Annotated in this window: 25 protein-coding genes; 24 read left to right on the plus strand and 1 reads right to left on the minus strand. The window is 54.1% G+C overall.

Features of this window, described 5'->3' with window-relative positions; translation table 11 throughout:
- Positions 1-5 precede the first annotated feature (5 nt).
- From ACZ439_RS13795 to ACZ439_RS13830, 8 genes are read left to right on the plus strand one after another with little or no spacing between them, the layout of a single operon-like run.
- Positions 6-1,109, plus strand: coding sequence for an NADH-quinone oxidoreductase subunit D (locus ACZ439_RS13795; RefSeq protein WP_054799359.1), 1,104 nt, complete (start codon positions 6-8; stop codon positions 1,107-1,109).
- Positions 1,109-2,116: an NADH-quinone oxidoreductase subunit NuoH gene (gene nuoH, locus ACZ439_RS13800; protein ID WP_054799360.1), complete on the plus strand. Its 1,008-nt coding sequence runs from the start codon at positions 1,109-1,111 to the stop codon at positions 2,114-2,116. The genes ACZ439_RS13795 and nuoH overlap by 1 nt, the downstream gene beginning before the upstream one ends.
- Positions 2,117-2,159: 43 nt before the next feature.
- Positions 2,160-2,603, plus strand: coding sequence for an NADH-quinone oxidoreductase subunit NuoI (gene nuoI, locus ACZ439_RS13805; protein WP_127609104.1), 444 nt, complete (start codon positions 2,160-2,162; stop codon positions 2,601-2,603).
- The gene (locus tag ACZ439_RS13810) at positions 2,604-3,128 is read left to right on the plus strand and encodes an NADH-quinone oxidoreductase subunit J (protein WP_127609103.1); all 525 of its coding nucleotides are present in this window, start codon (positions 2,604-2,606) and stop codon (positions 3,126-3,128) included.
- Between the two features lie 2 nt (positions 3,129-3,130).
- On the plus strand, positions 3,131-3,448 hold the full coding sequence (gene nuoK / locus ACZ439_RS13815; protein WP_054796279.1) for an NADH-quinone oxidoreductase subunit NuoK: 318 nt from the start codon (positions 3,131-3,133) through the stop codon (positions 3,446-3,448).
- Between the two features lie 44 nt (positions 3,449-3,492).
- A complete protein-coding gene (nuoL, locus tag ACZ439_RS13820; protein WP_054796280.1) occupies positions 3,493-5,385 on the plus strand; it encodes an NADH-quinone oxidoreductase subunit L in 1,893 nt (630 codons plus the stop codon).
- Positions 5,378-7,003: a complex I subunit 4 family protein gene (locus ACZ439_RS13825; RefSeq protein ID WP_464619785.1), complete on the plus strand. Its 1,626-nt coding sequence runs from the start codon at positions 5,378-5,380 to the stop codon at positions 7,001-7,003. The genes nuoL and ACZ439_RS13825 overlap by 8 nt, the downstream gene beginning before the upstream one ends.
- 4 nt (positions 7,004-7,007) lie before the next feature.
- Entirely contained in the window at positions 7,008-8,525 is a 1,518-nt protein-coding gene (locus ACZ439_RS13830) for an NADH-quinone oxidoreductase subunit N (RefSeq protein WP_464619786.1), read from the plus strand.
- 126 nt (positions 8,526-8,651) lie between these two features.
- Here ACZ439_RS13830 and ACZ439_RS13835 read toward each other — a convergent pair whose 3' ends face one another.
- A complete protein-coding gene (locus tag ACZ439_RS13835) occupies positions 8,652-8,873 on the minus strand; it encodes a zinc-ribbon domain-containing protein (protein ID WP_372813644.1) in 222 nt (73 codons plus the stop codon).
- A gap of 199 nt (positions 8,874-9,072) precedes the next feature.
- Here ACZ439_RS13835 and ACZ439_RS13840 point away from each other — a divergent pair, with 199 nt between their 5' ends.
- The 16 genes from ACZ439_RS13840 to ACZ439_RS13915 all read left to right on the plus strand — a co-directional run bounded on the left by ACZ439_RS13840 (position 9,073) and on the right by ACZ439_RS13915 (position 26,284).
- A complete protein-coding gene (locus tag ACZ439_RS13840; RefSeq protein WP_464619787.1) occupies positions 9,073-11,589 on the plus strand; it encodes a S8 family peptidase in 2,517 nt (838 codons plus the stop codon).
- A gap of 146 nt (positions 11,590-11,735) precedes the next feature.
- Positions 11,736-11,987 carry a DUF1146 family protein gene (locus tag ACZ439_RS13845; RefSeq protein ID WP_054796281.1) on the plus strand — a complete coding sequence of 84 codons (252 nt, stop codon included), beginning with the start codon at positions 11,736-11,738 and terminating at the stop codon, positions 11,985-11,987.
- 136 nt (positions 11,988-12,123) lie between these two features.
- Positions 12,124-13,458, plus strand: coding sequence for a UDP-N-acetylglucosamine 1-carboxyvinyltransferase (murA, locus tag ACZ439_RS13850; RefSeq protein WP_464619788.1), 1,335 nt, complete (start codon positions 12,124-12,126; stop codon positions 13,456-13,458).
- 222 nt (positions 13,459-13,680) lie between these two features.
- A complete protein-coding gene (spoIID, locus tag ACZ439_RS13855; protein WP_464619789.1) occupies positions 13,681-14,742 on the plus strand; it encodes a stage II sporulation protein D in 1,062 nt (353 codons plus the stop codon).
- A gap of 66 nt (positions 14,743-14,808) precedes the next feature.
- Positions 14,809-15,540, plus strand: coding sequence for a M23 family metallopeptidase (locus tag ACZ439_RS13860; protein WP_127609031.1), 732 nt, complete (start codon positions 14,809-14,811; stop codon positions 15,538-15,540).
- A gap of 181 nt (positions 15,541-15,721) precedes the next feature.
- Complete coding sequence (gene spoIIID, locus ACZ439_RS13865; RefSeq protein WP_054796282.1) at positions 15,722-16,009, plus strand: sporulation transcriptional regulator SpoIIID; 288 nt, start codon at positions 15,722-15,724, stop codon at positions 16,007-16,009.
- Between the two features lie 228 nt (positions 16,010-16,237).
- Positions 16,238-17,236: a rod shape-determining protein gene (gene mreB, locus ACZ439_RS13870; protein WP_127609032.1), complete on the plus strand. Its 999-nt coding sequence runs from the start codon at positions 16,238-16,240 to the stop codon at positions 17,234-17,236.
- Between the two features lie 16 nt (positions 17,237-17,252).
- Positions 17,253-18,152, plus strand: coding sequence for a flagellar hook-basal body protein (locus ACZ439_RS13875; RefSeq protein WP_464619790.1), 900 nt, complete (start codon positions 17,253-17,255; stop codon positions 18,150-18,152).
- Positions 18,153-18,220: 68 nt separating this feature from the next.
- Positions 18,221-19,093 (plus strand): flagellar hook-basal body protein, encoded by an 873-nt coding sequence (locus tag ACZ439_RS13880; protein ID WP_054796283.1) that lies wholly within the window; start codon positions 18,221-18,223, stop codon positions 19,091-19,093.
- A gap of 160 nt (positions 19,094-19,253) precedes the next feature.
- Positions 19,254-19,340: a DNA-directed RNA polymerase subunit beta gene (locus ACZ439_RS13885; RefSeq protein ID WP_236595742.1), complete on the plus strand. Its 87-nt coding sequence runs from the start codon at positions 19,254-19,256 to the stop codon at positions 19,338-19,340.
- Positions 19,341-19,457: 117 nt separating this feature from the next.
- Positions 19,458-19,979 (plus strand): CDP-alcohol phosphatidyltransferase family protein, encoded by a 522-nt coding sequence (locus tag ACZ439_RS13890; RefSeq protein WP_141335939.1) that lies wholly within the window; start codon positions 19,458-19,460, stop codon positions 19,977-19,979.
- A gap of 184 nt (positions 19,980-20,163) precedes the next feature.
- The gene (fabZ, locus tag ACZ439_RS13895; protein ID WP_054796284.1) at positions 20,164-20,595 is read left to right on the plus strand and encodes a 3-hydroxyacyl-ACP dehydratase FabZ; all 432 of its coding nucleotides are present in this window, start codon (positions 20,164-20,166) and stop codon (positions 20,593-20,595) included.
- 54 nt (positions 20,596-20,649) lie between these two features.
- Positions 20,650-22,359: a phospho-sugar mutase gene (locus tag ACZ439_RS13900; RefSeq protein ID WP_141335940.1), complete on the plus strand. Its 1,710-nt coding sequence runs from the start codon at positions 20,650-20,652 to the stop codon at positions 22,357-22,359.
- A gap of 21 nt (positions 22,360-22,380) precedes the next feature.
- Entirely contained in the window at positions 22,381-24,441 is a 2,061-nt protein-coding gene (locus tag ACZ439_RS13905) for a DUF5693 family protein (RefSeq protein ID WP_054796285.1), read from the plus strand.
- The gene (gene csaB, locus ACZ439_RS13910) at positions 24,414-25,544 is read left to right on the plus strand and encodes a polysaccharide pyruvyl transferase CsaB (RefSeq protein WP_127609038.1); all 1,131 of its coding nucleotides are present in this window, start codon (positions 24,414-24,416) and stop codon (positions 25,542-25,544) included. Before ACZ439_RS13905 ends, csaB begins: the two co-directional genes overlap by 28 nt.
- Positions 25,541-26,284 (plus strand): WecB/TagA/CpsF family glycosyltransferase, encoded by a 744-nt coding sequence (locus ACZ439_RS13915; protein ID WP_141335943.1) that lies wholly within the window; start codon positions 25,541-25,543, stop codon positions 26,282-26,284. The genes csaB and ACZ439_RS13915 overlap by 4 nt, the downstream gene beginning before the upstream one ends.
- Positions 26,285-26,402 lie beyond the last annotated feature (118 nt).

Genomic DNA, 26,402 nt, shown 5'->3' on the forward strand with positions numbered 1-26,402 from the left:
GAAGCTTGGCCATTAGAACCGAAGAAATTTTATTGAATGTTGGGCCTCAGCATCCGAGTACGCACGGCGTTTTCCGAATTATCGTCAAGCTGGACGGCGAGATGATTACGGAAGCGATTCCGGTCATGGGCTATTTGCACCGTGGTACGGAGAAGCTGGCCGAGAACCTGACGTATACGCAAATCATTCCTTACACCGACCGAATGGATTACGTTTCCGCCATGACGAACAATTATGTACTCGTCAATGCGGTGGAGCGATTGATGGGGCTTGAAATCCCGGAGCGCGCCGAGTTTCTAAGGCTGATTGTGATGGAGCTTCAGCGTATCGCCAGCCATATGGTCTGGTGGGGAACGTACTTGCTCGATATCGGGGCCATGAGCCCTTTCCTGTACGCGTTCCGCGATCGGGAAATTATCATCAACCTATTTAACGAGCTTTGCGGCGCCCGCTTAACCTATAACTATATGCGCGTAGGCGGAGTGAAATGGGATGCACCGGAAGGCTGGATTCAGAAGGTGCGGGAATTCATTCCCTATATGCGTGATAAACTGAATGAGTATCATAATCTCGTGACCGGGAACGAGATTTTCTTGGCCCGGATTAAAGGAGTCGGCAAGTATGATGCCGAGACGGCGATCGCTTACGGGCTAAGCGGCGCGAATTTGCGCTGCACCGGGGTGAAGTGGGACTTACGGAAGGATCAGCCTTACAGCATCTATGATCGCTTCGAGTTCGACATACCGGTATCGACCAACGGCGATTGCTTCGATCGTTATAACCTGCGAATGGAGGAAGTCGTCCAGTCGCTCCGCATTTTGGAACAGGCGGTCGAGCAATTTCCGGAGGACGGTGAGATCATGGGCAAAGTGCCTCGTGTCCTGCGTCCGGCCGAAGGGGAAATTTACTCGGCGATCGAATCGCCCCGCGGCGAGATCGGCTGTTACATTATTTCCAAGGGCAAAGATAAGCCATACCGCTTAAAATTCCGCAGACCGTCGTTTGTCAATCTGCAAATTTTGCCTAAGCTGCTTGTCGGGGAAACGATGACGAATTTGATTACGATCCTCGGAGGCATTGATATCGTCGTCGGGGAGGTCGATTGTTAATGCCGGATTTATTGCAGCAGCCTTTAACATGGACGAACGCGGCCATTTTCTTTGCATGGGTCGTCGTGCTGCTTCTCGTCATTCTCGGCTTCGTGACCTACGCCATCTACTTTGAACGCAAAATCCTCGGATGGATGCAGCTGCGGATCGGACCGAACCGTACGGGCCCGCTCGGTCTGTTGCAAACGGTGGCGGACGTGTTCAAGCTGTTGATTAAAGAGGACACGATTCCGAGGAAGGCCGACCGCGAGTTGTTCATCCTTGCGCCGATCATTACGTTTATTCCGGCCTTTGTCGTCACGGCAGTCATCCCTTATTCGAGCACCCTGATCAGCAGCGATCTCAACGTCGGCGTCCTGTATTACGTGGCGCTGTCGGGAATCTCCACGATCGGCATCGTGCTTGGGGGCTGGGCGTCGAACAACAAATATGCGCTGCTTGGCGGCATGCGTTCCGCCGCGCAGATGATCAGCTACGAAATTCCGCTCGTCATCTCCGTCGTCGGCGTGATCATGATGACCGGCAGCATGAACTTGAATCGAATCGTAGAAGGCCAAGCCGGCGGCTTCTGGCATTGGAACTTCCTGCCGCAAATTGTCGGGTTCGCCGTATTCGTTGTGGCAGCCGTCTCCGAGTTAAACCGGACGCCTTTTGACTTGCCTGAGGCCGAATCTGAGCTTGTTGCGGGTTACCATGTTGAGTACAGCGGGTTCCGGTTCGCCTTTTTCATGCTGGCGGAGTATGTATATGTGTTTGCGATTTCCGGACTGACGACGACGCTCTTTCTGGGCGGATGGCATGCGCCGTTCACGTTCCTCGATTTTATTCCGGGAATCGTCTGGTTCTTGCTGAAGTTTTCACTCATCGTATTCGTACTCATCTGGATCCGGGGCACGCTGCCGCGGGTTCGGGTGGATCAACTGATGGGTCTCGGATGGCGGGTGCTGCTGCCGCTGGCGCTGCTGAACATTTTTGTGACGGCAATTTACATGGCGATTGCGATGTGACGAAACCGGCTGCCGTATTGATTGACGAAAGGGTGAATGTGAAATGAAAGGCATTGTAAAAGGCCTGGGCGTAACGTTGAAGAGCTTGACGCAGAAGAAAATCACGTACGCCTATCCGGACGTCCCGCTCGAAATGCCGGACCGGTTTCGAGGCATCCAGCACTTCGATCCGGAGAAATGTATCGTCTGCAATCAATGTGCGCGCATTTGTCCGACCGAGTGCATCAATCTGGTAGGTAAACCGAATCCCGACCCCGAGAAAAAAGGCAAGGTCATCGACACCTACGATATTAATTTTGAAATTTGCATCCTGTGCGATCTGTGTACCGAGGTTTGTCCGACGGAAGCGATCGTCATGACGAACAACTTCGAGCTGAGCACATACAGCCGCGACGATTTGTTCAAAAACCTGGAGTGGTTGAACGATAACAATTCGAACATACGTAAAGAAAATAACTCCGCGATGCCGAAGGGCGGTGCGAAGTAAATGCTATCCAACGTCGTGACTTTTTTATCCAGCGGTGAAAACCTGGTGTTCTTCGTGTGTGCGCTGCTGGCCATCGGCGGAGCGATCTTCATGCTCAGCTACACGAAAGTGGTGCACATGGTATTGGCGCTCGCGTTAACCTTCGTTAGCTTGGCCGGCTTGTACGTCGTGCTGCAGGCGGAATTTGTGGCCGTGGTCCAAATTCTTATCTACGCCGGGGCCATCTCGATTTTGATGATCTTCGGAATTATGATGACCAAGCACCACAACGAAGAAGAGGAGCCGAAGCGCCCTTGGCATAACGGGCTGTTGTTCATCGGGGCTGCGGGGTTGTTCGGGATCATCTTCTACGTCATCCAACGGACGGAGCTGCCGACCGGCGAGTTCCCGAAGGTGGAAGACAATACGATGGAAATCGGGAAGCTGCTCTTTAACCTTCACGTTCTGCCGTTTGAATTGATGTCGCTGCTGCTGACGGTAGCCTTCATCGGTGCGATCATCGTGGCGAAGAGGGAGGAGGATTAAGCATGGGAGCCAGCGGCTTAGCCACCCCTTATTTAACGCTTGCGGCCATCTTGTTTTGCATCGGGCTTTACGGAGCGTTGTCCAAGAAAAATGCCGTCATCGTCTTGCTGTCCATCGAGCTGATGCTTAATGCGGTCAACTTGAATTTGGTCGCATTCTCCAAGTTCGGGGCTCAGCCAAGTTTGACCGGTCAAATTTTCTCACTGTTCAACATTACCGTTGCCGCAGCCGAAGCGGCCGTCGGCATCGCAATTTTGATTGCGCTCTACCGCAATAAGGGAACAACGGATGTTGGGGATATGGATTCGCTGAAGCGATAGCGCAGGTTTGCCGTCGGCAAACGCGTAGAGGAGGATTTAAGCTCATGATATCGGCTTACTCGCAATACGCCTGGCTCATCCCGTTGTTTCCGCTGCTGTCGTTTTTGATCTTAACGGCGGCAGGACGCTCGCTGCGGGAAGTAGGCGCCTATATTAGCATTGTAGCCGTGTTCGCTTCGTTCGTGTTGTCCGTGCTGGTCTTCATGGAACGGATCGGGGGACACCTTGAAGGTTACACGTGGAACAAGCTGCAATGGATTAAGCTCGGCGACGTCGTCTTGACGATGGGCTTCGAGGTGACGAATCTCAATTCGCTCATGCTCGTGATCGTGACGCTTGTCAGCTTACTCGTCAATATTTATTCCAAAGGCTACATGCACGACGACGAACGGATCAACGTGTTCTTCGCCTATATCGCGTTATTTACGTTTTCGATGCTGGGACTCGTCATTTCCGAGAATCTCGTACAGCTCTACATATTTTGGGAACTCGTCGGCGTTTGTTCCTTCCTGCTTGTCGGCTTCTGGTATTTCAAGCCGGAAGCGCGCGCAGCGGCGAAGAAGGCGTTCATCGTTACCCGCGTCGGCGATGTCGGATTATTCATTGGCATTCTGCTGCTGTTCTGGGCGATGCCGGATCATGCGCTCGATTTCACTTCGATCAGCAACGCCTTCTCAAGCGGAAAAATTTCCGAGGAAATAGCGACGTGGATTGCCATTCTGATTTTTATCGGTGCGATGGGGAAATCGGGGCAGTTCCCGCTGCATACGTGGCTGCCGGACGCGATGGAAGGTCCTACGCCGATCAGTGCGCTCATTCACGCCGCGACGATGGTAGCGGCCGGCGTTTACTTGGTGGCGCGTACTTTCGATATTTTCACGGCAGCGCCTGCGGCTCTTACCGTCGTAGCGGTGGTCGGGGCGTTTACGGCGATTTTCGCGGCGACGATCGGCACCGCGCAGAACGATATAAAACGTATTCTCGCTTACTCGACGGTCAGTCAGCTCGGGTACATGATGATGGCGCTTGGGATCGGAACGGCGGCGGCTTACACGGCGGGGATTTTCCACTTGTTCACGCATGCTTTCTTCAAAGCGCTGCTGTTCCTCGGAGCGGGCAGCGTCATCCATGCCGTGCATACGCAGGACATTCACGAGATGGGCGGCGTAGGCCGCAAAATGAAAATCACGGCTTGGACATTCGCCATCGGCGCTTTGGCGCTTAGCGGCATCGTGCCGTTGTCCGGCTTCTGGTCGAAGGACGCGATCTTGACGGAGGCGTATAACACCGGACATTACGGATTGCTGATTGTCGGGCTGGCGGCTGCCTTCTTCACGGCATTCTATATGTCGAGATTGTTCTTCCTGGTGTTTTTCGGCAAATCGAGAAACCCGCACCGTCATGACGTTCACGAATCGCCGGGGACGATGACATTCCCGCTGATCGTACTCGCCGTATTAGCCGTCGCAGCGGGCTTCGTGTTCACACCGTTTAACCCGTGGTTAGGCGGGTGGCTGACCGGTCATGAAGCAGAAGAGCATGCATCCGCGCTCGTTATGATTTTATCTAACGTCGTCGGCTTGTTGGGCATCGGCTTCGGTTACCTGGTGTTCGTGAAACGATCGATTTCTTCAGCGTCGTTCGTGTCCTCGGCGCCTTGGCTGTATAGGCTGCTGAACCGCAAATATTACATTGACGAACTGTATCAAGCCGTATGGGTACGTCCGCTGGGGGCGATCGGACAGGTGCTGAATCTGTTCGACGTATACGTGGTGGATGGGGTCGTGCGCTTATCGACTTATGCCGTAACGGGTCTTGGCCGCCTCGGTTCCCGCTTGCAGAACGGGCAAGTGCAAACGTACGGTCTTGCGACGTTGCTCGGTTTGCTCGTCCTGATGCTTGTGATCGCGGGAAGGAGGTTCATCAACTTTGGATAATTTCCCGATTTTGTCGTTGATTACGTTCTCGCCGCTCATCGGTGTGCTGATCCTGCTGTTCATGCCTAAGCCGCAGGGCCAATGGATCAAAATTACGGCTATTGCCGTCACGCTTATTCCATTGATTTTGTCCGCATGGCTCTATGTGAAATTCAATTCGAATGTGGGCGGCATGCAGTTTAAAGAAGATCTGCCGTGGATTTCAATCCCGCTTGATAGAGAGACGCAGGGCTTAAGCCAAATGTCGGCCTACTTCCTGGAGTTCAAGTTCACGCTCGCGGTCGACGGGCTGTCGCTGCCGCTCGTGTTCCTGACGGCGCTTGTCTCCACGATGGCCGCTCTGGCTTCCGTGTACATCAAGAAGCGGTGGAAGTCGTACTTCATCTGGTTTCTGCTGCTCGAGATGGGGATGTTCGGCGTATTCATGGCGCAAGACCTGTTCTTGTTTTTCGCTTTCTTCGAATTGACGCTGGTGCCGATGTTCTTCCTGATCGGAATTTGGGGATACATGGACCGCGAACGGGCGGCCAACAAGTTCCTCATCTATAACGGCCTCGGCTCGGCGATTATGATCATCGCCTTTCTCATCTTGGTTAGTACGGCTGGCTTCACGCAAACGGCGGTGGAGAACGGCGTTACGATTCACTACTCCGGCGATCTCAACGTAATCACGGAAAACTTGTTTCAAAATGCCGACTCTTATGTCAATCAGAGCGATCTGGAAGGCAACGTATTTTTCTTAAGCGATACGATGAAATGGGCGCTGTTCCTCATGCTGCTCGTGGCGTTCGGCATCAAGCTGCCGCTCTTCCCGTTCCATACCTGGATGCTCAAGGTACATACGGAGGCGCCTCCGTCGATCGTCATGATTCACTCCGGCCTCTTGCTGAAAATGGGGGCGTACGGTTTAATCCGCTTCGGCATCCTGCTGTTCCCGGATCAAGCGGTGGCCTGGGGAACCGTGCTCGCCGTGCTGGGAATCGTCAATATTTTGTACGGCGCGGTGCTCGCCTTCGTGCAGAAGGAATTCAAGCTTGTGTTGGCCTACTCGAGTATTAGCCATATGGGCATCGTGCTTCTCGGGATTTCCGCATTCAACACGATCGGATTGGAAGGCGCGATCTTCCAGCTCGTTTCGCACGGCTTGATCTCGGCGTTGATGTTCCTGATCGTCGGCAGCATCTATGAGCGCACCCGTACAACGAAGCTGGATGAGCTCGGCGGACTGGCGAAGTCGGTGCCGTTCATCTCCGGCATCCTGCTTGTATCGGGTATGGCGTCGCTCGGGCTGCCGGGGCTGTCCGGCTTTATCAGCGAGTTTCTTGCTTTTGTAGGGCTGTTTGAATCGCACCCCATCTTGACGGCTGTCGGAGCGCTCGGCATCATTCTGGCCGCCGTGTACGTGCTGCGCGGGGTGCTCGGCATCACCTACGGTCCGTCCCGGACCGAGCTGCCTGCGATGCGAGACGCACGTTTCATCGAGGCGATTCCAATGATTACGCTCGTGGCGTTTATTGTAGTGCTCGGGATTTACCCGAGCGTACTGAGCGAGCCGCTGCATCAAACCGTCGTCGGTTTCGATCAATTCATTCGCAGCGTAACGAAGATGGGGGGTTAGACCGGTGGAACCAATACGTCTTCAACTCCAAGATCTCGGTCTGCTGGCACCGGAGCTGACGCTTGTCGTCGCTGCCGTCATTCTGTCGCTGCTCGATTTGCTGCTGCCTCGTCAAGCCGGCCGAACGTGGCTCGGTTGGTTGTCGCTGATCAGCATTGCGATATCGGCCGTATTCGTCGTCCTGTATCAGTTGAATCCGGCGGAACCGAAGCAGCTGCTTCTCTACAGCTACCGGATCGATGATTTTGCCAGCATCATCAAGCTGGTGCTGCTTGTGGGCGCCGGACTTGTAACGTTCATGAGCATCGGCTCGGTTCGGGAAGAGGAAGTGCCGCATGTCGGCGAATACTATTACTTGCTGCTGCCGGCCACGATCGGCGGTATGATCATGGCTTCGTCCGGCGAATTGATTACGCTGTTCGTCGGCCTTGAGCTGCTTAGCATCACATCCTACATCCTGGTCGCGATGCGGAAGAAAAATTGGCTGACTAACGAAGCCGCCTTTAAATATATCGTGCTGGGCGGCATTTCGTCCGCGGTCATCTTGTACGGCATGTCGTTCCTCTATGGAATGACCGGTTCGACGGTGATCCCGCAGATTAGCAGCGTGCTGGAGCGGAGCGGAGAGACGCTGCAGCCGATGATTTACTTGAGCTTCTTCCTGCTGCTGGCGGGCATCGGCTTTAAAGTAGCGGCAGCGCCGTTCCATATGTGGGCGCCGGACGTGTATCAGGGGTCTTTCACCCCGGTAACCGCATTCCTGGCCGTCGTCTCGAAAGCGGCCGCATTCGCGATCTTGTTCCGCGTCATGTATACTGTCTTCGCCTCGCCGGGCATCATGGGGACGCCGATTCACAGCGACTTTCTGCTGGGGATGATGGTGGTGGCGGCTGCGGCGATGATCGTCGGCAACTTCGTCGCGCTTCGCCAAACGAACTTGAAGCGCCTGCTCGCCTATTCAGGCATCGCTAACTCGGGCTACCTGCTTGTGCCGATCGCGGTTCAATTCTCGATCGTGCATTTCTCTAACTTTGCCGAATTTGTTTACTACCTGATCGCGTATCTGTTCATGAACATCGGGATGTTCGCCGTGTTGATGATCATCGAGCGCTCGACCGGAGAAGAAGATCTTAAAGGGTTCGCCGGCCTGTACTATCGCGCTCCGGGTATGGCGGTCGCCACCGTGCTGCTCGTCTTGTCCCTCGCGGGACTGCCGGTCTCGGCCGGCTTCTTCGGGAAGCTGTTCATCCTGCTGGGCGCGATGCAGACGCAGCATTACTGGCTGGGCGCGATCCTGATTGCGACGAGCGTCATTTCGTTCTACTACTATTTCGGCCTCATCCGCCAAATGTTCATGCGCAGCGACGACGCATCCGCACCGATTCGGCCGGCGCTTCCGCTGAGCATCACCATGTGGCTCTGCGCGGCTGCGAGCGTACTGCTCGGTCTGTTCCCGCAAGGCGTGCTGGCCTACATCGAGCAGATTTTCACGCTCACGCAAGATTTGTTTATGTTTAGTTAATAGCCGAGGGCTAAGCCCGCACTTCCGGAACGATCGTATCGATCCCGGGAATGCGGGCTTTTTTACGTACGTTTGAAGGGAGGAATGCGGGATGAAAAAGGAGCAGCGGAGGCTGCCCCAAATCGGTTAGCTGTATAGGAAGAAGAGTAGGACGAGGATGACGATCGCGATGAGGAGAATGTACACGTACCTGCCTTTGCGGGACGTTGTCGTATCATCGCTGTGGGGCCGAGAAGCTTCTGCCGCTTCGTTTGCCAGAGCTCCGCAGTACTTGCAGACCAGAGAACCTTCTTGCAGCTTTTCATTACAATGCGAACAAAAGGACACCGCCATCTGCATCACTCGCATTCATATGATTTATGGATTGCATAGCTAGCGTATGAAGGAACGGCCCCGGTAAATTCATATGTAAACTCGAACGGACAACCGGCCACGCATCTGAGGAACACGCGAAAAAAAATATCCAGTTGCACCCTCTAGCCATAACGCTTAGAATGGGATAATGAAGTGTGGCAGGTGAAAATCAGTACAAAGGATTTTGATGACGATGAACCCCAAAACGTTCAAACAAACCATGATCGCATCGTTCACAGGCCTTGCGATTTTCCTGACGTGCAGCGGGACGGTTTTTGCCGCTCAAGCGGACGACCCGTTCTTGACGAAGCAATCGAACCTGCAGCAAATTCATATGAGCGAAGCCTGGGACGTAACGCAAGAAAATACAGGCATGACGATTGCCATCGTCGATACAGGCGTCCAGTTGTCGCACCCGGATCTGAAGCCGAACCTGGTAAAAGGCGTCAATCTGATTCAGCCGTCGCTGCCGCCGGAAGACGACAACGGGCATGGGACGAACGTCGCCGGTATTATCGGCGCAGTCGGCAATAACGACCGCGGAGTCGCAGGCATGCTGTGGAAAACCCGCATGATGCCGATTAAGGCGCTCGAGGCGGATGGCTCGGGAGACGAGCAGAAGCTGGGTGAAGGAATCCGCTATGCCGTTGATCACGGGGCCAAAATCGTCGTGCTTTCCTTAGGGCTGAATAAATATTCGGCTTATTTAAGCGATATCGTCAAGTATGCGGAGGAGCGGGATGTGCTGCTGGTAGCCGCAACCGGAAACGAAGGTAACCGGGTTAAATATCCGGCTGCTTATCCGACAGTGCTCGCCGTAGGGGGAGTGACCGAGAACGGACAGATCGACCCCCGATCGAATACCGGTCTCGAAATCGACGTTGTGGCGCCGTGGAACGTATTTACGACGGGGCTCGGCGGCTCTTATGAGAACAAAGACGGCACCTCCATGGCTGCGCCGCAGGTGGCGGCAGCGGCAGCGCTTATCTGGGGGCGGAATCCGGAGATGAAGGCTTACCAAATTCGGCAGTGGATTCGTCAAACCGCCGATGATTTGGACGCCAGCGGGTGGGATTCCTCGACCGGGTACGGCAGTTTGCGCGTCGATCGGTTGTTGACCGAACCATTTTCCCTCGACATGTACGAACCGAATCAACGCAAGGATCAGGCGAAATCGATCTCTATCAGCAAAAAGACGGCTGCCGCCTTCGCCGGAGGATCGGATACCGATTGGTATTATATGGACGCGCCCTATGACGGGACGGTTAATGTTACCTTTGATATCGATCCGGGGCAGACGGTTAACATCCAGCACACGGACGCTTCCGGCGTCCTTACGAGCAAGTCGGCGCAGAACGGACAGACCGTTCCTTTTAAGGTGACGAAAGGACGCAGTTACATACAGCTTCAATTGAAAGATCGCAGTTTCAGTTCCATGGTTCCGTACCAATGGACCACTTCCTTCGAAACGTACCGCGATCCTTTTGAAGATAACGATAAACAGTATAAAGCCTATGTGCTCCCGGCCCGAAGTCAAACGATCAAAGGCACGTTCCATCAGTACCACGATGCCGATTGGTTTGAAATTCCGGTCGAGCAGTCCGGCTCTATTCGAGTGACGTTGTCGACCGATACGGCGCGGATCGACCCGGTCTTATTGGTGCAGAGACAAGGCGAGAGGTCGGTGACGGTAGATTCGGGCGACGACGGCGTGACGGAAAGCTACGAATTGTCGGAGGTGTTCCCGGGCAGCTACTATATCCGCGTAACGAACGTGAAGGAATACGAAAATCCGATCGTAGGCGAGTATACGCTGAAAATCGAGTACAATGCGAAGCTGATCGATCCGAATGAGCCGAATAACCGTTCCTATCAGGCGACGGCTGTTTCGCTCGGTATGCCATACAACGGCTTGCTCGATAAATCGAACGATATCGATTGGTATCAGTTCCGCATCGAAGAGGACAGCTATGTGCAGATCGTCGTCAGCGAAATTCCGTCGCAGGTCCAAATCTACATGACTTTATTCGACGGTACGTTGAAATCAATGGCCGGCTCGATGAACGACTTTGCGGATAACCAGAAATTATCCGGGCGCTTTGATCCCGGCACTTACTACGTGAAGCTCACTTCGAATCAACCGTTCGACAATCGGATGTATCAGCTGCTGGTCGATAGCAAGCCGCTCACTGGCGGGTATAGCGATATTCGCGGACATTGGGGGCAAGAGGCGATTGTCCGATTAACAAACCGCCAAATCATTAACGGTTATGATAATTACACGTTTCAACCGGATCGCCCGATTACACGAGCGGAAGCGACGGCCGTGCTGTCACGCGCGTTTCAACTGAACAAACTGCGGAGCATTGCGTATTCGGACTTAAGCAGCACGCATTGGGCTTACACTTATATCGCCCAAGCGGCGCAGGCCGGCGTGATCGAAGGCTACCCCGACCGTACGTTCGGGCCGGATCAACCCGTTACCCGGATGGAGATGACGGCGATGCTTGCGCGCAGCCTGAACAAGAGCGGCAAGCTCCGGGGACAGGCGCCTTTTTCCGATATCGAAGAAAATTATTGGGGCGCAGGTCTGTTGAAGCAGATGAAGGCGGAAGGTCTGGTCGGCGGCTACGACGATGGTACATTCCGGCCCGATCAACAAGCGACGCGAGCCGAATTCGTTCAGTTGCTTGCAGGGGCATTGCCGTAAGAGCGGGACGGCCCGGTTAACATGTGGTTCCAAAGACCGATTAATCCTGCAAGCTCCGGGGTAAACATGCAAGTAGAGACTCACTGTCAACCGATGAAGCAAATACGGGATGGTGAAGAGAACGAGAAAGCGAGCGTGGATTTCCAATGGACTATGTAGATCAAATGAACGCCTCCATCGGTATGAAGGGCATGCTGAATATTGTGCTTGTGCTTGTGTTAATCGGCGTTTCCTGGTGGTCACTGCAGGAATTGAAGCTTGATAGCTTGTTTAAGCGGCCTCGAAGCATGCAGGCCAAATTGCTGCAAATTTTGCTCTCCGTCGCGCTCGGTTATCAGGTTGCGCAGTTCGTGATCGATTACTTGGCCTGGTCGACGTGGTTCTCCGGAATCTTTTGAAATCCCGGGTATTCGAATAACCAAGGAGAATCTTGTCAACAATGGATAGTACAACCGTATTAAAATCAACCTTCGTCACGAATGCTATCGTGATCGATAAACGAAAACGTACAATGATACGCGGAGGGGGATCCAGATGAGCAAAATTATCGTCCGCGGCGGCAAGAAATTATCAGGCAGAGTGCGAATTCACGGCGCCAAGAATGCCGTGCTGCCGATTATCGCAGCCTCTTTACTGGGAATGGAAGGGGAGAGCGTCATCCATGATGCGCCTCCTTTGGATGACGTCTTGGTGATCAATAAGGTGCTTGAGAGTTTGGGCGTTGAAGTTGAATATAAACAGGAATCCATTCGCATCAATGCCGTCCGTCTTCAAACGTGTGAAGCTTCATATGAACTGGTGCGTAAAATGCGCGCTTCCTTCCTCGTCATGGGGCCGCTGCTGGCGCGGATGGGCCAAGCAAGAATTTCGCTGCCCGGCGGCTGCGCGATCGGAACCAGGCCGATCGATCAGCATCTGAAAGGATTCGAGGCCATGGGTGCGGAGATCGAGCTCGGCCAAGGGTACATTGAAGCGCGGATTAACGGCAGACTGAAGGGCGCCAAAATTTACTTGGACGTTGCGAGCGTTGGGGCGACCGAGAACATCATGATGGCGGCCACGCTTGCCGAAGGCACGACGCTGATCGAGAATGCGGCCAAGGAGCCTGAAATTGTAGACCTCGCCAATTACTTGAACGCCATGGGGGCCACGATTCGGGGAGCCGGAACGGGAACCATTCGCATCGACGGCGTTGAACGGCTGAGAGGTGCTGTTCATACGGTCATTCCGGATCGGATCGAAGCAGGTACATATATGATTGCTGCCGCAATCACGAACAGCGACTTATACATTGAAGGCGCGATTGGCGATCATCTGCGCCCGGTTATCTCCAAGATGCAGGAAATGGGCGTTCAAATCGATGAAGACGAGAACGGGCTGCGCGTGTACACCACCGATCGGCCGCTTCGTGCAGTGGACGTGAAGACGCTGCCGTACCCGGGATTCCCGACCGACATGCAGTCGCAAATGATGGCGCTATTGTTAACCGCAGACGGTACCAGCCTCGTAACGGAAACGGTGTTCGAAAACCGCTTCATGCACGTGGAGCAGATGACGAACATGAACGCGCAGATTAAGGTAGAGGGCCGGACTGCCGTCGTTAGCGGCGGTGTGAAACTGCAGGGCGCGAAAGTATGCGCCACCGACCTGCGCGCCGGAGCGGCATTGATACTGGCGGCGCTGGCCGCCGAAGGCGATACCGAGATTACAGGCGTTCACCATATCGACCGCGGGTATGTCGAGATTGCGGAGAAGCTCTCCCGGCTCGGGGCGGATATTAAACGGATGCCTATCGAATTGCCGGAAACGGAAAAGCAAAGGGAGCCTGATACCCTGCCGTTGTTTGTGGTGCAGCCGACTTTGGCTTGACCTATATTCATGACTGACGTGTGAACCGATTCTTTCAAGAAGAATCGGTTTTTTGCTGTGTCTGGGGGCGCTGTGCCGGCAGCTTTCCGGCCTTGAATCTTTCAATTCGCATGTGCGGAGGCGTCTCTTTCTTTAGGGTTCTATTCTATCTTTTGGCCTCATAAAATGAAAATACCTGCAGCACGGTTTAAGATGCAACAGAGGACGGAGGAGCGCGAGCCGATGATGAAGTACAAGCTTTCACGCACGCAGTCGAAATGGGCCCGCTGGTTCGCTTTGTGGTTGGCAGGGTTTTTATCTGTCATCGTGATCGTTCCTTGGCTGTTTGTACATACGCCTGGGGGAAAGCATGAATCGTCCCAAGCGGTCCGCCATGAAGGGAGCCCGCCCTCAGCTGAAGAAGCGGCCTCGATGCGGATTCCCGTCTACGTCAGCAGCAAACAAATGACCGATCGCATCGCGCTGGAAACTTACGTGCTTGGAGTTGTTGCCGCCGAGATGCCTGTCGAGTTCGAGCTGGAAGCGCTGAAGGCGCAGGCGATGGCTGCGCGCACGTATATCGTCCGCAGGGTGTTGAGCGGAGACAGGATCGAGGTCCCCGGCTCGGAGGCGGTGGTTACCGATACGACGGCGCATCAGGCCTATGTAAACGACGAGGAGCTAAGGCGCCGATGGGAGCCGGAGCTATATGCGACGAATATGGCCAAGCTGAGGCGGTCGGTCGAGGAGACGAAGGATATCGTGCTTACGTATGAGGGCCAGCCGATCGATGCGAGCTTCTTCTCTACCAGCAACGGGTACACGGAAAACTCGGAGGATTATTGGAACTTGAAATTGCCTTACCTGCGCAGCGTGGCGAGTCCTTGGGATGCGCAGCTATCGCCGCGCTACAAGGAAACCGTGACGTTCACGGACCGCGAGCTGCAGCGCAAGCTGGGACTCCCGGCAGCCGTACCGGTAACCGCCGGCGCGAAGACAGGGCTGAAAGTGATGGAGCGTAGCGCTGGTCATCGGATCAAGCGCCTGACTGTGGGCGGCAAATCTTTCACTGGCCGCGAGTTTCGCGAGAAACTAGGCTTGAACTCCAGCCAGTTCCAATGGAGCTATGCGAACGGGACATGGACATTTGTTACGTTCGGTTACGGTCACGGGGTCGGCATGAGCCAGTGGGGCGCCCACGGCATGGCGCGAGAAGGGCGGAAAGCGGAGGAGATCGTGAAGTATTTCTATACCGGCATCGACTTCGGCAAGGCCTCTACCTTATTGAAAGGAAAAAGTTTGTAAAAAGCTAGGTTTAGCCGCGTATAAATCTCGCAAATCCGGCAAGACTGGTTAGCGAGGTGATAATAGATGAATGATCAAAAGAAAGATGTACAAAAACAAGAAGCTCCTAAAACTATCGAAGGAGCGCAAGGCGGCAATACCTCATCCTGGAAAAGATTGCTCGGCAAAAAGTGGGTGTTTCCAGCAACGTACATGGCAGCAGCGGCAATCATCTTAACGTTAATGTGGGTGTACCAGGGTGCGGGCACGTTTAACTCCGACACCACGGTAGGGACTGACCCCGCAAAGACCGGGACCGTTACGGATAACGTATCCGGTTCTGACGCTGTCGCTACATCCGCAAAGCAAGAAACGTTGCAATGGCCGTTTAAAGACCGCAATGAGCTGGAAGTGATTCTCCCGTTCTTCGACAACAAAGCTTCGAACGAAGTGAGACAAGCGGCGATGGTGGAATACGGCGATACGTTCACTCCGCACATGGGAATGGATTTTGCCAAACATGACAACACAGCGTTTGACGTCATGGCCGTGATGAGCGGCAAGGTAACCGCGGTGCAGAAAGATCCGATCGTCGGCAACCTCATTGAGATTACGCACAGCAACGGTCTCGTATCGGTGTACCAAAGCCTGGCGGACGTGAAGGTCGCGAAAGACACGGAAGTGAAGAAAGGCGATGTCATCGCGATGGCGGGACGCAACGAACTTGAGAAAGAGCAAGGCGTACATCTTCACTTTGAGCTTCGCCAAGGTCAAGGCGGTCCGGCCTTGAATCCGGAGCAGCATATCGTTCAACCATAAGGAATGCAGGGGGACTTGAACCCCCTGCTTTTTTTTTTCGGAACGCTTGTCCGGGGGCTTCGCCGGCTCGTCCTTGAAAATAATTGTACATTCTAAGCTTGTCACAACCGTGAAACAAAGAATATAAGCGAACACCCCTCATATAATGTACCAAACTAACTCGAGTAGGGAGGCGAGGGGAGTGCACGATTACATCAAGGAGCGAACCATTAAGATCGGCCGTTGCCTGGTGGAAACCAAGCATACGGTTCGCACAATAGCCAAGGAGTTCGGTGTTTCCAAGAGCACGGTGCACAAGGATCTCACGGAGCGTCTGCCGGAAATCAATCCGGAGCTTGCCAATCAGGTCAAGCACATTCTGGAGTACCACAAGTCGATCCGTCACCTGCGCGGGGGAGAAGCGACGAAAATCAAGTATCGCAAAACGCGCAGCCCGAAATCGCAAGATAAGCTTGTGACGGTAAAGTAAACGCTCCCGGCGCGACGCGCCGAGGTGGGAAACCGCTGTACGGGCGAAGCCGAGTCACTGTCCTCTCTCCCGAACCAGCCCGCCCGTGAAGCGAGATTTGTCGAAAAACCATTTGCAAAAAAGAGGAATTTCCGATTTAACGTCGAAATTAATAGGAAACGTATATCATTCGTAGTGCCGCTTCTATTAATGAAGGATGGACGGTTGGTTAGGGAGGATAAGATTGGAATGTTAAGTAAGGATATCGGCATAGATCTGGGGACCGCTAACGTCCTGATTCATGTGAAAGGTCGGGGCGTGGTCCTGGATGAACCGTCCGTTGTCGCGATTGAAAGCGAGACAAAACGGGTGCTCGCCGTCGGCGAAGAGGCCCGCCGCATGGTGGGGCGGACGCCGGGTAACATCGTCGCCATTCGTCCGTTGAGAGACGGTGTTATCGCCGATTTCGAAATTACGGAAATGATGTTGAAGTACTTCATTCAAAAAGTTGGCGGAAGAAAGTGGTACAGCCATCCCCGCATTCTGATCTGCGCCCCGACGAACATTACGTCCGTCGAGCAGAAGGCCATACGGGAAGCTGCCGAGCGGAGCGGGGCGCGGGAGGTTTTTCTGGAGGAAGAACCCAAGGCTGCGGCGATCGGCGCCGGCATGGATATTTTTCAGCCGAGCGGCAACATGGTCGTCGATATCGGGGGAGGGACTACGGACGTCGCCGTGTTGTCTATGGGCGACATCGTCACCTCCTCCTCCATCAAGATCGCGGGGGACAAGTTCGACTCTTCCATCATGAAATATATTAAAAGCAAGTACAAGCTCCTGATCGGTGAACGGACAAGCGAGGATATCAAGATTAAGGTTGGAACGGTACATCCGGACGGCAAACGGGAAGAGATGGATATTCGCGGGCGGGATATGGTAAGCGGGCTGCCGTTGACCATTACCATCGACTCGAAGGAAATCCAGGAGGCGTTGTGGGAACCGGTATCCTCTATCGTAACGGCTGCGAAGACCGTATTGGAACGGACGCCGCCGGAGCTGTCGGCGGACATCATCGACCGTGGCGTCATCTTAACCGGCGGCGGGGCCATGCTGCATGGTATCGATCAATTGCTGGCGGACGAGCTCAAGGTCCCGGTTCTGATTGCCGAAGACCCGATGCACTGCGTCGTCAAAGGGACAGGCATCATGCTCGACAACCTGGATAAAGTAACCAAGCGTAAATTCTAGGGAGGTACGGACCCCGATGTTAAGAGGCTTGTATACCGCTGCTTCCGGCATGATCGCCCAGCAGCGCAAGCATGATATCGTGACGAACAACATCGCCAATATCAATACGCCAGGCTTTAAGGGTGGGACAGGTATCAACCGCTCTTTCCCCGAGCTGCTTATTGCTCGGGTGCGCAGCGGTAAGGACGAGCCCGGTTCAGCTACGGTCGGCCGGATCAACACCGGCGTCATGGCTGAAGAGAACGTCTCTCTTCATGCGCAAGGGGATGCGCAGGAGACGAATAATCCGTTCGATTTTGCGCTTGTTTCGAACATTGTAGTGCCCGGGGCCACGTTCGACAGCTCGGGTAAATATGTCGATGAGAACGGACAACGCATCATTCAACCGCAGGCGTTCTTCACGATTCTGAATGCCGAGGGAGAGGAACGGTACTCGCTGAACGGGAAGTTCTCGCTGGATGCGAACGGGCAAATGATCGATTCCGAGGGTCATCGGGTGCTTGGCCGCGACGGTCAGCCTATCGTGCTGGTAGAGCCGGGGACCCGGACCCCGATCACGAACTTTCGCGTCACGCAAACGGGCATATTTACGAACGTCGACGGACAACCCATTGCCGGGGAGAACGGAGACCCGATGGCGATGATGATTATGCGTATCGAGAATCCGAATGAACTGGTTCGCGAAGGGAACGGTCTGTATCGGTTAAGCAATCCCGATGAAGGCGGGTTCCGCCCGATAGATGCCGCCGACCAGGTCGAAGTGCGGCAAGGGTACGTGGAGCGTTCTAACGTCGACGCCGGTCAGTCCATGATCGACATGATGTCGGCATTGCGGGCGTATGAAGCGAACCAGAAGATGGTCCAATTTTATGATAAAAGCATGGAAAAAGCGGTTAACGAGATCGGGCGAATCTAGGATCCGCTGGACCTCCGCTTCCGGTTGGAGCCGGGCCTGACGCTTGATACGATTCAGGAGGATCACACATGAACAACTCGATGATTAATTCATCTGTTAGTATGCGTTCGATTCAGCAAAAGCTCGACTTGATCGCCAACAACATCGCCAACGTAAATACGACAGGCTATAAGCGCAAAGAAGCGTCCTTTCAGGACGTGCTTACTAGCGTGAAGCAGCAGCCCGGCAGCTTCCAGAAGGAAGGCCGTTTGACGCCGCTCGGCTATAATCAAGGCTGGGGGAGCAAGCTGGTTGAAGCGCATGTGAACATGGAGCAGGGCTCGCTGCAGGCGACGGACAACCCGCTGGATTTCGCGATCGAAGGCAATGGCTTGTTTGAGATCGCCGAGGTGACGCTCGATACGAATAACGTCCCGGTGACCACGACGCATTGGACGCGCAATGGGGCATTCGAAATTTCGCCTTCGATCGATCCTGAAGATCCGGACGGTTACTTGACGACCAAAGACGGGCATTACATCGTCGGCGCGGATAATAACCCGATTCGGGTGCCGAACAGCCACCGTATAGACGTTCAGCCGAATGGCGTAGTCTTGGCTTATAACGAAGTGGACAAGACCGCTATGCCGATCGAGATAGGACAGATCAAGACGGTTCGCGTCGTTCGCCCGCAGCTGCTTCAACAAGTCGGCGATAACCTGTATGGCTTAGCGGCCGACATCACGCCTCAGCAGCGGGAAGAAATTTTACAGACGGTCACCGCAGATAACAACAACATCGACCCGATCACGGTACGGCAAGGATTTATTGAGCAATCCAATGTCCGGTTAGCGGACGAAATGACCGAGCTGCTGACGATTCAGCGCACCTTCACCTTGAATTCTCGCGCGGTGACCTCAGCGGATCAAATGACGAATCTGGCCAACAATTTGCGCGTATAAGGGCCATACGTAAAGTGAGGTAGGGCGCTTGAGCGATAACCGACAAAAGGCGGCGCCCCCCACGAAACGATGGAAAAAAATAGTCATCGGCCTCATCCGATGGACTTGGATACCGATCGTATGCGTGGTGGCGCTTTTCATAGGACTTTCGATAGGGTATGTGTATATAGGCAAGCAGCCAATGAGCGAAGTGTTTGATTTGGCCACCTGGCGTCATTTGTTCGACCTGATTTTTGCTAGTACATAATACGGCGTGATGATTACGAAGACTCCCGATATGGGAGTTTTATTTTTTAGGTGATAAAGGTATAATGAATGGAATGGGAACACCAAGGCCTGATTGCTCATAGGGGGAACGAGTGTTGTGTGGAATTTGCCCAATGTTTTGACGCTATCCCGCTTTCTGCTGATTCCCGTTTATTGGTTTGTATTTGAGGCTGGATTCGTCAAAAGCGCTTTTTTTGTGCTGCTCGCCGCCGGTTTGACCGATGTATTGGACGGGTATATCGCCCGGAAGAACAACCTCGTAACACCTATCGGGAGCATGCTCGATCCGCTGGCCGACAAGGCGATGCTGATTGCGGTGATTTTATCGCTCGTTCTGTCCCATATGATTTCATGGGAGGCGGCGTTGGCGATGTTTTTACGGGATGCGGGTATGATCATTGGATCGGCCGTCTCTCACTTCCGCGGGAAGAAGACGGTGCCGGCGAACGCAATGGGTAAGCTGACGACGGTATTGTACTACTTGGCCATCCTGATGATTGTCTTTGAGCTGCCGTATGCGCAAGCCTATTTGTGGTTTGTGATCGTCGTTTCCCTTGTAACCTCGATCATCTACATCCTGCAGTTCAACTTGTTAAATAAACGAAGCGTCAGCTCATGACATCGCTGCTTTTCAATATAAAGAGCTTATGTGCGGGTTTGCTGCTTGCGCCGTAACCCTTAACATAAGCTCCCTTATATCAACCTTCATTACTGCAGATCATGAAGGGGACATCCGTTAGGGTATGTCGAACCTCGAATTATTATCCGAATGAACCGAAAATCGCTATGGAAGGAGCATCATCATGTTGAACGCCGAACAAGTGCAAGCTATTATTCCCCATCGGTACCCGTTCCTATTGGTAGATCGAATTTTGGAGGTCGAAGCCGGAGTTCGAGCTGTCGGTCTTAAGAACGTCACGATCAACGAACCGTTCTTTCAAGGTCATTTCCCGGGATATCCGGTCATGCCGGGCGTCCTTATTACGGAAGCGCTCGCTCAAGTCGGGGCTGTCGCCTTATTGCAAGCCGAAGCGAACCGAGGTAAAATCGGACTGCTTGCCGGCGTGGACGGCTTTCGTTTTCGGGATCAGGTGAAACCGGGGGACACGCTGCTGCTGGAGGTTGTCATTACCCGAATGAAGGGTGCGGTCGGCAAAGGGCAGGCAACCGCAAAGGTAGGGGATCGCGTGGTCGCGGAAGGTGAAATCATGTTCGCGCTAGCCGATAAAAATTGAGACCGATCATACTTTACATACATCGAATACATGGGTAGAGGGAGATGGGAGAACATGAGTACACAGACACGCGTACAGGAACAGTATGAATTGTGGTTGAACGATCAAGCGATTGACCAAGCAACGAAAGAGGAGCTTCGCTCCATTTCGGAAGACGCCAAAGAAATCGAAGATCGATTCTATCGCGATCTGGAGTTCGGAACTGGGGGACTTCGCGGTGTCATCGGTGCGGGAACGAACCGGATGAACGCGTACACGGTCGCCAGGGCTACGCAGGGGTTGGCGCAATTTTTGTTGAAGTCGGACGCGGCTGCGCCTTCGGTTGTGATTGCTTATGACTCCCGGAATCAATCACCGGAGTTTGCGCTTGAAGCGGCGAAAGTGCTTGCCGGCAACGGGATCAAAGCGTACGTGTTCGAATCGCTCCGTACGACGCCGGAGCTTTCGTTCGCGGTCCGGTACCTGAAGGCCGACGCCGGGATCGTTATTACGGCCAGCCACAACCCGCCGGAATATAACGGCTATAAAGTATACGGCAACGACGGAGGACAGCTCGTCCCGGATCAGGCGGAACAAGTGATTGCCGAGATTCGCGGCGTTCAATCTTTCGCCGACGTGCAGCGCTTGTCCAGAGCGGAAGCGGAAAGACAAGGTCTCCTTCGATGGATCGGCGACGACGTCGACGCGGCGTATATTCGCGCCGTTACGTCGGTTAGCCTGAATCCGGAGCTTGTGCAGCGGATCAGCGATGATTTCCGCATTGTCTTTACGCCACTGCATGGGGCGGGCAACCTGTCAGTGCGTGCGGCGCTGGCCACCATCGGATTCAGCCAAGTGCATGTGGTGTCTGAGCAGGAGCTGCCGGATGCGAACTTCTCCACCGTGAAATCGCCGAATCCGGAAGAGCGCGAAGCGTTCACGCTGGCCATCCGGGAAGCGAAGAAAATTAACGCCGATATTATTATCGGCACGGACCCGGACTGCGACCGGATGGGGGCCGTTGTGAAGGACGCGCAAGGCGAATATTTCGTCTTATCGGGCAACCAATCGGGTGCGATTATGGTCGATTACCTGCTGCGGAGCCTGCAAGAGCGAGGCGAGCTGCCGGCGAACGGCGTTGTCGTCAAAACCATCGTGACGAGCGAGATGGGTGCGGTTGTCGCGCAAAACTATGGTGCCCAAGTCGTAAACACGCTAACGGGATTCAAGTACATCGGCGAAAAAATGACGCAATACGAACGGACAGGCGAGGCGCAGTTCTTGTTCGGTTACGAGGAGAGCTACGGTTACCTCGCGGGTACGTATGCGCGCGATAAGGATGCGGTCATCGCGTCCATGCTGATTTGTGAAGCGGCCGCTTATTACAAGAGTCAAGGAAAGACGCTATACGACGTGCTGCAGGAGCTTTACGGCAAGTACGGTTATTTCTTGGAGAAATTGGAGTCCCGTACCTTGAAGGGTAAAGACGGCGTAGAGAAAATCCAGTCGATTATGCAGGATTGGCGCGCGAATGCACCGGTTGAGCTCAACGGACTGCAGGTCGTGAAGGTCGAGGACTTCTCTCAAGGGCTGTACGGGCTGCCGGTAGAGAACGTCCTGAAGTATACGCTCGAGGACGATTCCTGGTTTTGCCTGCGTCCGTCGGGGACCGAGCCGAAAATTAAAGTGTATTTCGCCGTTCGCGGAACTTCCGGCGAGGGCGCTGCGAGTGCCATTCAAGGTCTCGTTCAAACCGTAATGTCCCGCGTCGATCAATTTCATTGATATAATTTGGGAGCTGACAGCGTGAAGGAAAGGTATTTGCGATTCAATCAACTGGCGATGAAAGGTTTGTGGTGGCTGGTCATCCTCGGGATGCTGGCCTCCCTTCCCGTGGCGTATGAACGACATCAGACGGAGCAGGGATCAGGACGAAATGTAGAAGTCGTCTTCGACTATCGGGATTTGCTTGAAATATCCGATACGCAGCCCGATCCCCGCAGGTTTATCGAAGAACAATTAAAGCTTCTTGGGCAGCATGGCGTTCGCTCGCTTGCGGTGTATGAATCGACATTGAACGAGCTGAAGCTGGGCCGCCGTATCGAAGTATTCTCTTCCCACGAAGCGACTGCGCTGACCCAAACGCCGATTTCTCCGAATGAGAATTTTACGTACATTTTATTCACGGAGAAGGAATCGGTCGGGCAGCTGCAGCAAACCATCACGGAAGCGTTCAGTGCGCAGAATGTGAAGCTTCGTCCGTGGAGCTACAAGAATCAACCGGGCATGATCATTGAGATGGGCATGGAAGAAGCGCTCATGCAAACGATGGACCCGGACTTGACCACGATGAAGAAGTTGAAAGATCAAGGGTTCTCGTTAGTCGTTCGGATGTCGAATCGCCGGCCTTTCCAAACGAACCCGATGGACAAGCTGCTGGGCGAGCTTCAGAAGCTCGGCGTCAAGTGGTTTATCGTAGACGGGGATGCGGTTCCTGGCTTTGTCAGTGCGGAAGATACGGTGAATTTGGATAAAATGGGCGAGATGATGCGCAAACATCGCATCGGTTTAGCCGCCATTGAAATGCAGAAGACGCCGCAAAAGGGCTTTAATGGACTGGCGAAGCGTATTCATCACAATGTCGTCCGTCTGCACTCCTTTACAGAAACGGACTCGACCAAGCTGACCGAGAACATTACGCCGGAAGAGATGGACGGACGGATTCAAGGCGTAGCTGACCGGTTGGTCCTGGCTGTGAAGGATCGCAACATTCGCATGATCTTTCTAAATGCGCGAGCCGTGAAGAGTGCTGAGAAAGGCAAGATCGTCAATCCTCTGGATGCCATGTATCAGGCGCTCGACAGGCAAGAAGACGGCGCGCTTCCGCGCATAGAGGCCGCCGGGTATAAATTCGGAACGGCGCAGAGCTTCCAGCTCGTCCACTCGAGTTGGCAGACGGTGGCCAAGCTTCTCTTGTGGCTTGGAGCGGTCGCGCTTATTGCGCTTACGATATCGTATTTTATTCCGGAGATTGCCTTAGCGGTATTTGTGCTTGGCATGATCGGATCGGCCGGACTGTTCGTGCTGAGCTCAAGCTTGTTTGCACAAGCCTTGGCGCTGGGGGCCGGAACGTGTGCGTCTTCGCTGGCCATCATGTTCGCACTCCAAGCGGCCCGGCGCCGGCGGGAGAAGCCGGTAGGGTCGCGTCTGGGTTTTGCGATAGGACTGCTGCTGCGCTCGTCGCTTATCTCGGTTATCGGGCTGTTGTTTATCGTCGGCTTGCTTAACCAAATTACGTATATGCTTGTACTGGAACAATTCCGCGGAGTCAGCCTGCTTCATCTGGCGCCAATCGCTATCGTGGGCATTTACTGGCTGCTCTTCCTGGAACCGATGAATTACAGGGAACGAATCAAGCGGACTCGGGCACTGTTATCCAAACATATCAGCGTGCTGTGGATCATCGCCGCCGCGCTGGTGGCTGCGGCCGGATTTTATTACTTATCCCGGACCGGGAATGAAGGCCAGGCGTCGGCCTTCGAGCGATACTTCCGCTCGTTCCTGGAGAACACGCTGGGCGTGCGTCCGCGTACCAAGGAATTCCTGATCGCGCATCCGCTCTTCTTATTAGGCGCTTATTTAAGCTATAAATACAGGAACGCGTTGATTCTGATCATGATTGGAGTCATCGGACAAGCGTCGATCGTCGATACGTTCGCGCATCTGCATACACCGCTTGTCATTTCCTCCATCCGTGTCGTATACGGGCTTGCGTTCGGCACCTTGATCGGGCTCGTTCTGATCGCGGTTTGGGAGATTGTTGTAAGGAGTTGGCGTCGTTGGGTACCCCGGTTAAACGAATCGTAATATCCGGCTACTACGGATTTAACAACAGTGGCGACGAAGCGGTGCTTCAATCGATTTTGCTTGCTTTGCAGGAACAAGGAGAACGACAGGGTGTGCGCCTGACCCCTGTCGTTTTGTCCGTCAATCCGGAATGGACCTCGAACACATACGGCGTGGAAGCCGTCCACCGTATGAGGATTCGTGACGTCTGGGGGGCTTTGCGCAGCGCCGATGGACTCATTAGCGGCGGCGGAAGCTTGCTGCAGGATGAAACGAGTCCGAAGACGATCCCTTACTATATCGCCGTTATCCGACTGGCCCAGTGGCTGGGCAAACCTGTGTTTATTTACGCGCAAGGCATCGGACCGGTTCACCGCAAGCTGTTCTATGGCTGGATTCGTTCCGCTTTCCGGCGTTCCGAGGCGATCACCGTGAGGGATGAGGAGTCCAAAGCACTGCTTGGCCGGATGGGAATTAGCGCGTCCAGCGTCGATGTCGTACCGGATCCGGTTATGGGGCTGTCGCTTCGCGGCGGCGGGCAACCGACTGAAACCAGGTCGCTCGCTGCGAATCCTGTAATTGGCGTTTCCGTCCGATTCTGGAACGAAGACCGATCCGAGCTGCACGCGGCAGCGGATGCGCTTAGAACGGTGTTGGAGCGAAGCGGGGCCAGCATTCGTTTTCTGCCGTTCCATCTGCCGGCGGACGAACAAGCCTCCTTGTATGTGCAAGACCTTCTAGGGGAAATCTATAAACACCGGATTTCGGTTGTCCGGAATGTCACGCATCCGCAGGATATGCTGGCGGAAGTGGCCTCCTGCGACATACTTCTCGGTATGAGGCTGCACGCCTTGATTTATGCGGCAGGCCGGTCCGTCCCGATGGTCGGGCTGTCCTACGATCCGAAGATCGATCAGTTCCTGAATCGACTCGGTATGAAATCGGCCGCGAATACGAAACAACCGAACGCGGACGCTTTAGCCGCGGAGATGCTTCGCCTTTTATCGGAGCGCGAGGCCTGGCGGCGGGAGAAGCAGCCAGCGATCGAGCGCTTGAAACAAGAAGCCCAACGTCCGGCTGAACGAATCGCTGCATTTTATGCGAAAGGACGTGGGAACGTATGAGTTTTCCCAAAGTGACCATATTCGGCGTGCCGATCTCTAAGATGAATATGAAGGAAACGGTCGCCTACTTAACGAAGATCATTGAGACGGGCAAGCCGCATCAAATTATTACCGCGAATCCGATCATGGTCATGACCGCACTGGAAGACCCGCGTTATATGACGATGATGAAGCAAGCCGAGCTTGTCGTTCCGGACGGAGCGGGCGTTGTATGGGCCGCAGGGTATGTGGGCAATCCGGTGGCTGAGCGCGTGGCGGGTTACGACCTGATGCATGAGCTCATGAAATTAGGCGAAACCCGCGGCTGGAAAGTATATATGGTCGGGGCTTCTCCGGATATTATAGAGGCGGCGGCCAATCGTTTGAAGCAGCTGTATCCGGCTCTGCAGTTGGTAGGCTTCAGGGACGGGTATTTTGGTGAAAAAGAGGACAGCCGCGTTATCGAGGCGATTCGGGCGCTCTCTCCCGACATCCTGCTCGTCGGACGTTCGGCGGATAAACAGGAGCCATGGATCGCGCAGCACAAAGAAGAGTTGGGCGTTCCGGTCATTATGGGCGTCGGCGGAAGCTTTGACGTCTTGTCCGGGAAGTTGAAGCGGGCGCCGGTCTTCTTCCAAAAGCTGCGCCTCGAATGGTTTTATCGCTTACTGCAGGAGCCGTGGCGGTACAAAAGGATGCTTGTTCTGCCGAAATTCGCTCTGAAAGTGATTCGCGAGAAGGAAACGGTGCAGAAACCTTGAATAAGCTATGAAAACATCCTGAAAACGCCCAAATTCACAAAAAATGCGTATGGAGTTTCTCCGGCCGCACGAGTATAATTTGAAGTGTTTGGGGTTTTCATAGAAAAAGGGGTTGTGA

It is taken from the genome of Paenibacillus sp. JCM 9796, from assembly GCF_055379675.1.